At 64.3% G+C, this 12,394-nt stretch carries 12 protein-coding genes; 1 reads left to right on the top strand and 11 read right to left on the bottom strand.

What is annotated here, in order from left to right; translation table 11 throughout:
• Positions 1-27: 27 nt before the first annotated feature.
• The 9 genes from ASE63_RS08340 to ASE63_RS28305 form a co-directional block, all read right to left on the bottom strand.
• On the bottom strand, positions 28-1,134 hold the full coding sequence (locus ASE63_RS08340; protein ID WP_056799433.1) for an acyl-CoA dehydrogenase family protein: 1,107 nt from the start codon (positions 1,132-1,134) through the stop codon (positions 28-30).
• Positions 1,135-1,165: 31 nt separating this feature from the next.
• Complete coding sequence (locus tag ASE63_RS08345; protein ID WP_348271347.1) at positions 1,166-1,915, bottom strand: glycosyltransferase; 750 nt, start codon at positions 1,913-1,915, stop codon at positions 1,166-1,168.
• Between the two features lie 305 nt (positions 1,916-2,220).
• A complete protein-coding gene (locus tag ASE63_RS08350; protein WP_082609762.1) occupies positions 2,221-3,267 on the bottom strand; it encodes a glycosyltransferase in 1,047 nt (348 codons plus the stop codon).
• A complete protein-coding gene (locus ASE63_RS08355; RefSeq protein ID WP_056799439.1) occupies positions 3,231-5,327 on the bottom strand; it encodes a catalase in 2,097 nt (698 codons plus the stop codon). Before ASE63_RS08355 ends, ASE63_RS08350 begins: the two co-directional genes overlap by 37 nt.
• 30 nt (positions 5,328-5,357) lie before the next feature.
• Positions 5,358-6,434, bottom strand: a complete 1,077-nt coding sequence (locus ASE63_RS08360) for a glycosyltransferase family 4 protein (RefSeq protein WP_056799442.1) — start codon at positions 6,432-6,434, stop codon at positions 5,358-5,360.
• 301 nt (positions 6,435-6,735) lie between these two features.
• The gene (locus tag ASE63_RS08365) at positions 6,736-8,508 is read right to left on the bottom strand and encodes an ABC transporter ATP-binding protein/permease (protein WP_082609763.1); all 1,773 of its coding nucleotides are present in this window, start codon (positions 8,506-8,508) and stop codon (positions 6,736-6,738) included.
• Positions 8,509-8,642: 134 nt separating this feature from the next.
• Complete coding sequence (locus ASE63_RS08370) at positions 8,643-9,728, bottom strand: PHB depolymerase family esterase (protein WP_056799449.1); 1,086 nt, start codon at positions 9,726-9,728, stop codon at positions 8,643-8,645.
• Between the two features lie 17 nt (positions 9,729-9,745).
• On the bottom strand, positions 9,746-10,138 hold the full coding sequence (locus tag ASE63_RS08375) for a CopG family transcriptional regulator (RefSeq protein WP_244491336.1): 393 nt from the start codon (positions 10,136-10,138) through the stop codon (positions 9,746-9,748).
• Positions 10,139-10,332: 194 nt separating this feature from the next.
• Complete coding sequence (locus ASE63_RS28305; protein ID WP_244491337.1) at positions 10,333-10,827, bottom strand: hypothetical protein; 495 nt, start codon at positions 10,825-10,827, stop codon at positions 10,333-10,335.
• 21 nt (positions 10,828-10,848) lie between these two features.
• On the opposite strand from ASE63_RS28305, the gene ASE63_RS28310 reads away from it, so the two are divergent.
• Positions 10,849-11,379, top strand: a complete 531-nt coding sequence (locus ASE63_RS28310; protein WP_244491338.1) for a sensor histidine kinase — start codon at positions 10,849-10,851, stop codon at positions 11,377-11,379.
• Here ASE63_RS28310 and ASE63_RS08385 read toward each other — a convergent pair whose 3' ends face one another.
• The gene (locus ASE63_RS08385; RefSeq protein WP_056799459.1) at positions 11,380-11,736 is read right to left on the bottom strand and encodes a response regulator; all 357 of its coding nucleotides are present in this window, start codon (positions 11,734-11,736) and stop codon (positions 11,380-11,382) included.
• Between the two features lie 109 nt (positions 11,737-11,845).
• Entirely contained in the window at positions 11,846-12,358 is a 513-nt protein-coding gene (locus tag ASE63_RS08390; protein ID WP_056799462.1) for a ferritin-like domain-containing protein, read from the bottom strand.
• Between the last annotated feature and the right edge of the window lie 36 nt (positions 12,359-12,394).

Below are 12,394 nucleotides of genomic sequence, written 5' to 3' on the forward strand. Positions count from 1 at the left end.
CGAGCGCCCGCGCGGACAGCGGCCGCGTCACCACAGCCGGTCATCCTCGCCCCAGACATCATGGTCGAGCCAAGCCATGGCTGCCTGATCGCGAGCATAGTCCGGGCCGGCCTGACGCAGATAAAGGCTCAGATCCCGGATGATCTTGTCGATCCGCTGGCCGTCGAAGGCGCTGCGCGTGCCGACGATCCGGGCCGAGAGCTCCATGACATCGAGAGCCGCCCGTTCGACGACGCCGCGGGTCATGCGCACGAAATCCGGGGCATCCACGATATCGTCGGCAGCACGTTGCGCTGCCTCCCGGACCCAGAGATAGGCCGTTCGGGTCGCGGCGACGGCCTCGCCGAATTTGACCCGCTGGAGCGGATCGGTGCGGGCGGTCTCCGACATCGCTGAGCGTGTTTCGGCAAGCAAGCCTTCGATGCCGCCCAACTGGACCGCGAGAAAGCGCCATGCACCCGCAGTAAAGCGCGGCTCAGCCGTATAGTCTCCGGGAGCGCCCAAAAGCTGGTGCTCCCTCGGCTGCATGCCTGTGAGATCGTAACTACCGCTGCCGGTCGCACGCATACCCCGCACGCGCCAGGCCGACAGATCGGTGCGGGTCGCGACATTCGCCGGGACCACGACGAGCTGCGTGCCGTCTTCCTCGCCCCGTGCGGTGATGACGGCGAAGGCCAGACCGCCAGCCCCCGTCGCGAAGGCCTTGGCGCCGGTGAGGAGCCAGTCCGTGCCGGAGCGACCGAGGGTGACGCCTGGGGGCGGCTCGGTCGCCCAGACGCCATAGAACGCTCCATCGCTGAGCGTCGACGCGAGCTCCACCTTCTGCTCGGCAGAGCCGAACCAAGCGAACAGCTTCAGCGCGTTGACATGGCCCTCGAAGATTCGACCGAGGCTCAGGTCAGCACGACCGATGATCCGGAGGACGCCGAGAAGTGACGCGTTCTCGACTCGCGCATCGGCGAAGCTTTCGCCGCCGCTCTCCAGAGGGGCGAACAGGCGGTGCAAGCCGATGCTGCGCAGGGTCTCGATGCTTTCCTGCGGATAGAGCGGTGCTGCGTCGTAGCGCGCGCCGGATGCAACCAGATGCTGGAACACCGCTTGGAGGCGCGGCCTGAAATCCTGCTGCGACGGCACGGGAGACGGCGCCTCTCCGAGTGTTTGTCGATCACGCTGATGCACGGGGCATGCCCTCCCGGGCCGTTGCGAGGAGAAAGTCGGCCGCGCGGCGGGCGCCGTCGGGTTCGTGCAGCCTGTTCAGAACGCCGGGGTCGAGGTCGCGCGCGGCAGCGATCAGCCCCAGCCAGTCAGAGGCTTGGGGCCAGCGCTCGATCACGACCGCGGCGCCTAGTGCGGCAAGACGGTGCGCCTTCGAGACCTGCTCGTCGAACGGGCGCGGCTCGGGGAGGCAAATAAAGCGGCTACCCGTTGCGATCACCGCGTTGACGAGGCCGTCGCCGGCCGCGCCGACGACGAGGTCGGCGCGCGCAATCTCGCTCTCGGCTTCCTCTACCCAGCCGAGGATGGAGAGGTTGTCGGGGCATGACGACGGCTGCGAAACCGGACCGATCACGCGCCAGTCCAATCCGGGAGAGGCACGCGCGGCCGCCGCGAGCGCATCCCCGTCGCCGCCGGCTCCTCCCTTGCCGTAGACGACAAGGATGGTGTCCCGTCGCCTTGGCTCCACCGATCGAGATGAAGCCGAAAGCCCGGGGCAAAAGCGCGTCTTCGCGCGCACCCAGTCCGGCATGCCGGGATCGTCGAGCTCGCGATGGAAGGGGGAGAGGATCACGCTGGCGCCCCGAAATGCCTCGAGATGAGCGGGATCATCGCGCAGGCCGCTGAGCCGGACATAGACGGTCGGTGTAGCGGCCAGTCGCGCCAGCATCGCGATCTCGACCGAAACATCGACCACCATCAGCGACGGCCGCTCTCGCGCGATCCAGCTTGTCAGCAACGCGGCACGGCTGCGGATACCGCCATGATGCGAAGGGGCATAATGCAGGGCGAGAGGTCGGTCGGCGGTGTCGTCGCGCCCGTCGAAGACGCGATTGTCGGTCAGCCGATCATCGGCCAAGTCGAGATAGGGAAGGTCCTCGGTTCGGCCTGCAAGTCCCGTTCCGATCAAGGTGAACCGACCATGCGGGGCCGCTTTCGCGATCGCCAAAGCGCGCTGCCGATGCCCATCGCCATGGTGATGGACATAATATCCGATCGGCCCGATCACCGGCCGCTGCCCGCGTCGGAGTCGGCGGTTCCGGTCCAATCGATTTCGGCCAACACGGCGTCGTGTGGCATCGAAGGCAGGGCATGCTCGGCCGCGATAAAGCGGCTCGCCCCGCAGACGTCCTGCCGCGTCTCACGACGCCACAGGGCACGCTCGCGCCAGTGGCGCAGCGCCGGTGCCATCTCAGCCTCGCCGCTCGACGCCGTATCGCTCATCCGCCGCATCATCTCGGCCATGCCACCTGCCGCGCGACCCAACTGCCGGGCCGAGACCCGTGTCCAGACCTCCGGTGGATGGATGAGGCGCCCACCGGCAACGATGGCTGCCTCGACGAAGGCTCGATCCTCGCCCGAGGCGATCAAGGGAACGCCGCCCGACCGGCGATACATCTCGGTGGTGATCGCCAGGCTGCCGCCGGTGTGGTCTCCATGGCGAGGTGGCGGATCCCAGGGACAGGGATCGATCTCGTCCTCGATCTGCCGGACCGCGGCCCAGTAGCGATCCCACAGCGCCCGGCTGGCGACGACGCCCGGAGAGATATCATCGTCCTCGTCGAGAACCAGACGACCGCCGACGATATCGGCGCCCTGCGCAATCGCTTCGAGATTGGCGGAGATCCAGTTGGCTGGAGGACGCGCATCGGCGTCGGTGGTGATAAGCACCCCGCCCGACGGCTCGAGACGCGCCATGCCGGCAGCCATCGCCGAGGCTCGTGCCGAGCCTGCATGGGCTAGTTCGAGCGGGAACGTCACGACGTCCAGGGCAATGGCTAGTCGGTCGCGATAGCGCCAGGAGACGGTCGCGATGACTTCCGCGGACGCATCGGTGGTGTTGTTGAGGCAGATCGCTATCGGGACCGGACCCTGGACATCCTGTTTGGCCAGGGCCTCGAGCAGGAGCGGCAGTCGCTCCTGCTCATTCCGGGCAGGAACGCATACGCAGAACGGGAGGCGGGGCGAAACACTCCCACCCGCCGAAATGGCGTCTGCGACGCGCGTTGCCACTGTCAGGCGAGGATGCGGACATTGGGCTCCCGCGCCCATTGCCGCGTCCGTGCCGGCGCGAGGAACGCATCCTTCGCCGTGCCCAGTTCGACGATGCCGTCGTCGGGCTCGACGCCCGCCTTGTCGAGCAGGGGCTTTGCCTCTTGGCTGTAGCCGATCGCCTTGAGATGGCCGAAGGCGTGCTTGGCGAAGTCGATCGCCGCGCCTTCCTTCATCAGCATCGCGCAACCGTCTTCGGAGAGTATGATCGCCACCGCGTCGAAGATCACCGAAGGCGTTCCGGCAAGCTGGCCGTCGACCTTTAGCATCTTGCCGTCCTTCAGCTTCACGCCGCCGATCTTGAGGGCAACGATCTTCACCGTTCCGCCTTCGCCTTCGACAGATGTCTTGACCGCAGCGACCAGTGCTCCGTCAGCCCCGTCGGAGACAAGGATGCCGACCGCCCGCCCTTTCAGCGTCTCCGGGTACTTGCCGACGATGCGAAGGGCGGGGGAAGGCTCCATGTCCGAGGTTTCGACAGCCGCGGGGGACGCCTTGGGCAACGGCATGGCGAGACCGTCCGCGACGCGCTGGGCCAGGGTCTCGTCGACATTGGCGAGGTTGGCCATCACCCGAGTGCGGACGTGTTCGAGCGTGACCTTGGAGAGCTCGAATACGAGCGCGCTGGCGAGATGGGCCTGCTCGATCTCGCTCTGGGAGCGGAAGAACAGCCGCGCGTGGCTGTAGTGGTCCGCGAAGCTCTCCGGCCGCAGCCGCACCTTGTGCTCCTCGACCGGCACGGCCGTCGTCCGGAACCCGCCGACCGGGTCTTCGCGCGGGCCGCCAGCTTCTCCGGCTTGGGCGAGGCTGTTGGGTTCGTAGTTCGCGCGGCCTTTGAACACCTGCGTCTGCATGTGTCCGTCACGCTGGAAGTTCTGGAAGGGGCAGCCCTTCGCCTTGTTGATCGGCAGTTGGTGGAAGTTGACCGTGCCGAGCCGCGAGAGCTGCGTGTCCTGGTAGGAGAACAGGCGGCCTTGCAGCAGCGGATCCTCGGAGACGTCGATGCCCGGCGGCATGTTGGTCGGAAGGAAAGCTGACTGTTCTGTCTCGGCGAAGAAATTGTCCGGGTTGCGGTTCAGGACCATGCGGCCGATCACGCGGATCGGCACGAGTTCCTCGGGGATCAGCTTGGTCGCGTCGAGGATGTCGAAAGGCAGGGCGTCGGCTTCCACCTGGCTCAGCAACTGCACGCCGAACTCCCATTCCGGGAAGTCACCCTTTTCGATCGCCTCGAAGAGATCGCGACGGTGGTAGTCCGGGTCGGCACCCGCGATCTTCACGGCCTCGTCCCAACAGGTCGACTGCGTGCCGAGCTTCGGGCGCCAGTGAAACTTGACGAAGGTCGGCTCGTCGTCATCGTTGAGCAGGCGGAACGTGTTGACGCCGAAGCCCTCGATCATGCGCAGCGAGCGCGGGATCGTACGATCCGACATCGCCCACATGATCATGTGGGTCGATTCCGGCATCAGGCCGATGAAGTCCCAGAAAGTGTCATGCGCGCTGGCGGCTTGGGGATAGCCGCGATCCGCTTCCATCTTCACCGCGTGGACAAGGTCGGGAAACTTGATCGCATCCTGGATGAAGAAGACCGGGATGTTGTTGCCGACGAGGTCCCAATTGCCCTCCTTGGTGTAGAACTTGACCGCAAAGCCGCGCACGTCGCGCGGGGTATCGACGGAGCCGGCGCCGCCGGCCACCGTCGAGAAGCGCGTGAACACCTCGGTCTTGACGCCGACCTCGGTAAGGATCTTCGCCCGCGAGAACTCCTCGAGGGAATCCGTCAGTTCGAAGAAGCCATGGGCCGCCGAACCACGAGCATGGACAATGCGCTCGGGGATACGCTCGTGGTCGAAATGCTGGATCTTCTCCCGGAGGACGAAGTCCTCGAGCAGCGTCGGTCCGCGGACACCTGCCTTGAGCGAGTTCTGGTTGTCGCTGACTGGGGCGCCGTGATTGGTCGTGATCCGGGTCTCGGGCGTCGAGGCGGTCTGGTGAAGCTCGCCACCGTTGCCTGGCTGAGCGTCTGGTGCCTTCGTGTCGTCTCGCGGAGTACGGGCCATGGGAGAATCCTTCCTTGGCTTGGGGTCTGGTCAGGCGGCGAATTTCGTCTCGGAGGAGGCCTCGATCAGGTTGGCGTAGAGCGCCTCGTACTCGTCGATCATCCGCGAGGCGTCGCAGCGGCGCTCGGCGTGTGCTCGACAGGTTTGCCGGTCGAGCTTCTGGGCGGCGATGCCCGCCTGCGCCAGCGAAGCGGGGTCATCCGGGATGGCAAGGACGCCAGTGGCGGCATCGAGCAGCTCGGGGATGGCGCCGCGAGCAAAAGCAGCCACGGGAACGCCGCAGGCCAAGGCCTCGGCGACGACTAGGCCATACGGCTCGTCCCAGCACGGCGTGCACACGAAGGTCCGTGCGCCCCCGATGACGCTGGCGAGTTCGGAATGCGGAAGATGTCCGAGATACCTGGCCCGTTCGTCGAGCCGCGGAGCGATCTCACGATCGAAATAGTCCTGATCGGAGATCGGGCCGGCGATCAGCAATGTGGCTCCGGTAAGCGCCGAAGCTGCGATGGCGTGGTGGAGTCCCTTCTCGGGAACGATCCGACCGTACCAGACCCAGTAGGGCTCGACGGCCGGCTCGGCTCGGAAGGCAAAGCGATCGAGATCGATACCGTTCAGGACGACGTGGTCGATCGAGGCGACCCTGCTCCATGTGCGGCGGATCGACTCCGAAACGGCGACGAAGGTTGCGTGCGGCGCCTTGCACAGCCGCACCCCGCTCTCGAGCCAAGCGAAGGGTGGGGTGTGGAGCGTGGTGACCATCGGCATCGGCAGCGCGTCGGCCATGGCGACCGGCAGATAGTGCAGGGAGTTGTTGTGGATCAGGTCGAAGCGCCGGTGCCTCAACCCGTTCATCAGCGACAGGTACGCGTGATGCTCCTGGAAGAACACCTTGTCCGGGGCCTCGTCACAGCCGATTTCGGTCAGTGAAGTCTCGTCGCAGATCGCCTCGACGCAAGTCTCCGGTTCAGAGCGCGACGAAGCGAACACCGTGACGTCATGACCCCGGCGCTGAAACGCGCTCTGCAACATCGAGGTGTGCATTTCCAGTCCGCCCGCGAATGGCTCCCGGATGGCATGCTTGAGGTGAGCAATGATCCCGATACGCAACTGTTCCGCTCCGGTGCCTGCGGGCGAGCACCATCGCTTCACCGCTGAGCCGCGGTGTCGCTTCGAGCTTGGCCTGACCTATGGAAGCCTCCGCCAGAGCGGAATGATACAAGAACTAGTTTTGAACGATTTTAGTTCCCGCGAAATCTTTGATTTCGCAAATAAAACTGTGAGCCTTGAGCGATTATTTTCCAAGAATTATGTCTTTTGCTATTGCGTGCGGATCAGCGTCCCATCCGGGCTTCAAGCTGGCACCGGGTAGGTCTCTGCCACAAGCGATCAAGAACCTGAGCGCCTTGGCTTACGGTGTCTCAAGTTCGAAGACGCCGAGCCTGGCGTTCAATGTCGTGGATACGATCACTGCGCCCTCGGCGGACTTGAGCATTGTGAGCCTGCGATCGTGGAATGCATCGAGGCTTGGTCGGTGGCCTACGCTCACCAGGGTCGCGGCGCTGAGTTCGTCACTGAACAGCGCCAACAGGGATGACTGGCTCGCTTCGTCCAGCGCCGATGTCGCTTCGTCCATGATGATGATGTCCGGCATCTGAACGAGCAGCCTCACGAAGGCGATGCGCTGGCGCTCGCCACCCGAGAGAAGGCGGTCCCACGGCGCAATCTCGTTGAGCCGGGCGCCCATCTCGCCGAGCCCACAGCGCTTCATGATCGCGACGAGACGCTCATCCGATGGCGAACACGCAGCGTGCGGGTAGAGAAGCACCGTACGAAGGTCGCCGATCGGCAGATAGGGCTTCTGCGGCACGAACGCCATCGAACGCCCGGTGGGCAGGACGATCGTGCCGCTGCCCCAAGGCCATAACCCGGCTAGGGCTCTGATCAGCGTGCTTTTGCCGACGCCGCTCTCACCTGTGATGAGCACTCGTTCGCCGCGCGCGATCACCAGGGAGGTCGGGGCGAGGACCGGCGCGCTGTTGGCATGATGCAATGAAAGCTTGACCAGTTCGATCGTGTCGACCGGGAGATGGACCAGCCCCAACGATCGCTCGGGGACGGTTGCTGCCGCATCATCGAGTTCATCGAGAGCCTGTTGCAGTTCGTTGACGCGCGCCACGGAGGCGAACCATTCGGCAAGCCGCAGGAAATTGTCGACGAACCAGATCAGGGCGGCTTGTACCGCCATGAACGCCGCCACGATCTGCATCACCGCACCGAGCGACACCTCGCCGGACACGAATTTGGGCGCGATCAGCAGCAGCGGCACGATTGGGAAGAAAGCGCTGTTGGCATTGAGGACCAGCGCGACGATGCCCTGCTGGCGCATGACGCCGAACCAGACCGAGACCACGCGCCCGTAGTTCAGCATTACCGACAGCCGCTCGTCGGCGTCGCCACGGATCAGCGCAATGCTTTCGGCGTTCTCGCGCAGGCGCGTCATCTCGGCTCGAAAGCGGGCCTCCGCCTCGTTCTTCCCCGAGATCCGTTTCACGAGGGGCCAACCTGCGAGATAGGCGGCATAGGATGTCACGGCGGCATAGACGATCGCCGACAGGGCCATGTAGCTGGGAATCACCACCTCGGTGCCACCCAGCGTGAAGTTGGCCGATCCCGCCACCCGCCAGAGGATGGTTGCGAAGGTCAGAGCGCTGACCGCGGCGGTGATCAGTCCTATGACGAATTCGACGAGCGGTTCGACGGAAAGTCTGCCGTCCTCGGCGATCCGATATTCGGGAGCAGGCAGGTCAGGCGCCGAGAACTGAAGGTGGTAATAGCGTTGGTGCGATACCCACCGGCCCACTAGCCTGGTGGTGACGAACTGGCGCCACCGGATCTGAAGGGCGATGCGACTTATAACCAGGGCCGACAGGACCACCGCGGCCGTCGCGACGAGGGCCGGAAGCCAGGCGACGACCGCCCATATGGCCGGGGGATGACGCGTTTCGAGAGCGTCGAAGAACTGCCGATTCCAGGTGTTGATCCAGACCGCGACGCTGATTTGTGCTGCCACGCACCCTGTTACGGCTGTGGTTAAGAGCCATGCTTTGAGCGCCGTATCACCGGTCCAGAACCCGCAGGCCATCCTGAAGAACTTGCGCGCGTTCGGATGGTTGGCTGGCACGGATCGACTTCCGTTTGACACAGCCAAAACGCGAAATGGCCGATTGGCGGGGAACTAGCGCATCGATTGAACGCGCCGGGGTTTGATAAGTTCGAGCCGTTCCCTTCCCGGTCGATAATCATAGTGAGGAACAGCTAGGATCGCAGGAAGAACGCCACCATCTCCCGGGAGGCATCGGGCCCGATCGGATCGGCATAGCTTCCGCCAGCATCGCCGCCAGACCAGGCATGACCGGCGCCCTCGATCTGAAGGTACTCCGCCAGAGTCTCGCCCGACGCGCCGAGCAGGATCTGACGTGTCGCTTTACGACCCGCGGTCTTGTCGTCGTTTAGGACGATCGATGATCCCCGATGCCGAGAGCGCATACCCTCGAAGATCTCGTCTCCGTTCGAACAATGGACCGTAGTATCGGCAGTCCCGTGAATGATGATCTTGCGGCTGACATGCCCGGGAGCGCCCCGTCTGCCGGACTTTCCATCGCCTTTCATGGCAGCGAACGCTGACATCACATCATGGGCGGCGAGATGCGGCAGGCCCGAATGGAGGCCAACCCGGGAGAAGACGTCGGGATAGGTTTCCGCGAGAACATCCGCCATCGCCGCCCCGGCAGACAATCCGGCGGCGAAGACGCGCTCCGGAGCGATACCGAATTCCTGCGACAGCGTCCGAGCCAACGCCGCCAGCATTGCCGGCTCGCCGGATCCGGCGGCCTGGTGGCGGCGATCGAACCAGTTCCAGCAGCCGTTGGCGTTGGCGGAACGCGGCTGGTGGGGATAGGCAACGATGAGGCCGAACTCTTCGGCCAACTGGTTCATCCTCGTCCCGCGTGCGAAGTCGTCGGGATCCTGCGTGCAGCCATGCAACATCACGACGAGGGCCACCTCCCGGTCGCTATGCTCGGGGACGTAGAGCTTGTAACCCAGTGTCCCCGCCGCCGAGGTCAGTGAGCGCGAGGTGAAGCGCGGATCGTCCCCAGCCGGAGGCCGGGTCGGGCGGGACATCGGGGAGGGGACCTGGCCTCGGCGCGTCTTGAGCGCATTCAGCACGTCGCAAAGTCCTAGTGCTACCGGGCGGCCGAAGGAATGGCCAGTCGGCGCGCGCAATGTGGATGAGCTGCCACCGATGAGCGCGTCACGGATCGCGGTGGTGGCGCCGGCGACATTGGACGTCTTGAGGCGCGCCATCGCATCGGCGACGGCATCCTGGATGCGGAAGGTCATCGTGTCGTCCTTGCGGGTTAGGAGAGGCGGTCCGCCAAGGCGGCCTTGACCTCAGGAGTTGCGTGAAACGCGCCAAGTACCGTGATCGAAGCGATCGTGTCGCGAGCCAAGGCGGGCGTGACGTCGTCGGCTATGATCGCCAAGCCGAGGACGCGGATGTCGAGGCGCTCATTCGCCGCCGCCACGGCCTCGAGGTCGGAGCGGGTGTACGTGCGCAGGCCCAGTTCGAGCGAGAGGCGGTTCGTTGCATTGGTTGCGACGTCGGCGTGGGTCACAAGTTGGTTGCGGATGGCGGTGCGGATAAAGTCGGATCGGTTCGAATAAAAGCCGTCCCTGACGAGCAGATCGATCCTGCCGAGATCGACGAAGCCGAGATTGATCGTGAGTTTCTCGCTGTCAGGGGTCTTCATTTTCCATCCAAAAGCCATCCAACAGGATGGTATATGGATGCCGTACGATGCGGTTTCAAGGCGGCTCGTGGATCGTCCGCGCCTTGTGATCCCCTCTACCGAGGGTGCGTTGGCATGGTTCCTCTGGCTAACGGCATGCCCAGAGCGAAAGCTCACCCTACGTTCGAGATGCCATCCCCAAGTACCCATCTCGATTAGGTCGCGCAGGCGCCGCATGCCATAACCGCGATGCCGGGTACGGCCCGGTCCCTGGAAAGATCGGATCCGTTTTGACATCGCAGGAATTTCGTGACGCCCGCTTCATGCGTAGCCTGCTGGCGGCGTCCGACGATTGCATCAAGGTCATTGATCTGGACGGCAAGCTCTCCTTCATGAGCGAAGGTGGACAGCGAGTCATGGAGGTCAGCGACTTCAATGCGATCAAGGGGTGCCCCTGGCCGGATTTCTGGGCCGATCAGGGCAACGTCGACGCGAAATTCGCACTCGAGGAAGCGCGCGCCGGGCGCAGCTTTCGTTTCCAGGGTGCCGCCAAGACGGCAGCGGGCACCCCCCGCTTCTGGGATGTCCAGATCGCGCCCATCATAGGCCCGGACGGCAAGCCTGAGGCGATCCTGTCGGTATCCCGGGATATCACCGTCCTCAAGGAAGCCGAGCAGCGCCAGCGGCTGCTTGCCCTCGAACTGAAGCATCGGATGAAGAACACGGTCGCCATGATCCAGGCGATCGCGAACCAGACGATCCGCGGCGGACCCGAGGTCGATGCCGTCAAGGAAGCCTTCGTCGCCCGGCTCAACACGATGGCATCGGCACAGGATATCCTGACCCAGACCGTGTGGGCCAAGGCAAGTCTCTCTTTCCTCGTGGAGGAATCCTTGAAGGGGCACGGCACACCGACGCGCTTCCGGATCAACGGGCCGGCGGTCGAGCTGTCGTCCAGGACGGCTCTGGCAATGGCTCTCGCCCTGCATGAATTGGCGACCAACGCGACCAAGTATGGCGCGCTCAGCCGCGATACCGGACGAATCGACATCTCATGGTCGATCGAGGGCGAAGAGTTCATTTTCGAATGGCGAGAAAGCGGCGGCCCTGTCGTCGAGGCACCTACCCGACGGGGCTTCGGCTCGCGAATGATCGAACGCGCCTTGGCGGGCTATTTCAATGGCACGGCCCGGATGACTTATGCCCCGACTGGCGCGATGTTCTCGCTTCGCGGGCCCGTCGAAGCACTGACGGCCGATTGATCAGGGCGCTTGCCGCAAAGCCTCGATCACTTCGGCGGGTCGATATGGCTTCGGGAGGAAGCGGACATTGTCCGGCAGTACACCAAGAGCCGGGACCACCCGACCGCTCGCGACCACGATCACAATGGGAGGCCAGCCGGTCCTGATGACGTGAGCGAGCTTTATGCCGTCCATCGAGCCAGGCATCTCGATGTCGGTGAACACCACGGCGACGTCCTGTCGCGATTTCAAAATTGCGATGGCGTCATCGGCATGTGCTGCCTCTAGTGCCTCGAACCCCGCTTCCTCGATGAAATCAATGGCGTCCATGCGAAGGAGCGGCTCGTCTTCGACGACCAGTACGACAAGCTTTGGCATTGCGCGCTTTCGGTGCCGGGCGTTGCGGCAGCTTGCTGAGCGACACCATTTGAGGAAAGACGAGACCCGCCGAGCCTTACTCGGCGGGTCTCAGACATGCCCGCAACGATCAGGCGGCTTTCGCCTTCGCGACCGCGGCGGAGTTCGTCGAGCCGCTGATCTTGGTCAACAGCTCGTCGGTCTTGGTTTCCTCGGCCAGCGTCGCGTCGAGGAGCGTCACCGCGTCCTTATGGCCGAGCTGCTGGGCCCAGGACTTGAGCGTGCCATAGCGGGTCATCTCGTAGTGCTCGACGGCTTGAGCCGAGGCGACGAGTCCGGCATCGAGTGCCGGGCTATCTGCGTAGTCCTCCATGACAGCCTTGCCTTCCTCGAGGATGCCGAGGATGGCGTCGCAGGTCTTCCCGCGAGGAGCCTTGCCGATCGCCTCGAAGACGTCACCGAGACGCTCGACGTGCCCTTCAGTCTCTTCTCGATGGGTTTCGAATGCCTTCTTCAGCTCGGGCGACTTGGCTGCCTTCGCCATCTTGGGCAGCGCCTTCAAGATCTGCTTCTCGGCGTAATAAACGTCCTTCAGCATGTCGTGGAACAGATCGTCGAGGGCTTTTGGGGTGTTCGTGGCCATGGTTTCTCTCCGGGTTCGGGTGGTGGTCGTTCGATG

The sequence above is a fragment of the Allobosea sp. Root381 genome (assembly GCF_001429395.1).
Lineage (GTDB): Bacteria > Pseudomonadota > Alphaproteobacteria > Rhizobiales > Beijerinckiaceae > Allobosea.

Coding starts and splice junctions, on each gene's coding strand:
- ASE63_RS28305 (WP_244491337.1), bottom strand. CDS start 10,827: ATGCTTCAGTTCGAGGGCAAGCAGCCGCTGGCGCTGCTCGGCTTCCTT.
- ASE63_RS08370 (WP_056799449.1), bottom strand. CDS start 9,728: ATGACCTTCCGCATCCAGGATGCCGTCGCCGATGCGATGGCGCGCCTC.
- ASE63_RS08385 (WP_056799459.1), bottom strand. CDS start 11,736: ATGCCAAAGCTTGTCGTACTGGTCGTCGAAGACGAGCCGCTCCTTCGC.
- ASE63_RS28310 (WP_244491338.1), top strand. CDS start 10,849: ATGATCCAGGCGATCGCGAACCAGACGATCCGCGGCGGACCCGAGGTC.
- ASE63_RS08355 (WP_056799439.1), bottom strand. CDS start 5,327: ATGGCCCGTACTCCGCGAGACGACACGAAGGCACCAGACGCTCAGCCA.
- ASE63_RS08390 (WP_056799462.1), bottom strand. CDS start 12,358: ATGGCCACGAACACCCCAAAAGCCCTCGACGATCTGTTCCACGACATG.
- ASE63_RS08350 (WP_082609762.1), bottom strand. CDS start 3,267: ATGGGCGCGGGAGCCCAATGTCCGCATCCTCGCCTGACAGTGGCAACG.
- ASE63_RS08375 (WP_244491336.1), bottom strand. CDS start 10,138: ATGAAGACCCCTGACAGCGAGAAACTCACGATCAATCTCGGCTTCGTC.
- ASE63_RS08345 (WP_348271347.1), bottom strand. CDS start 1,915: ATGGTGGTCGATGTTTCGGTCGAGATCGCGATGCTGGCGCGACTGGCC.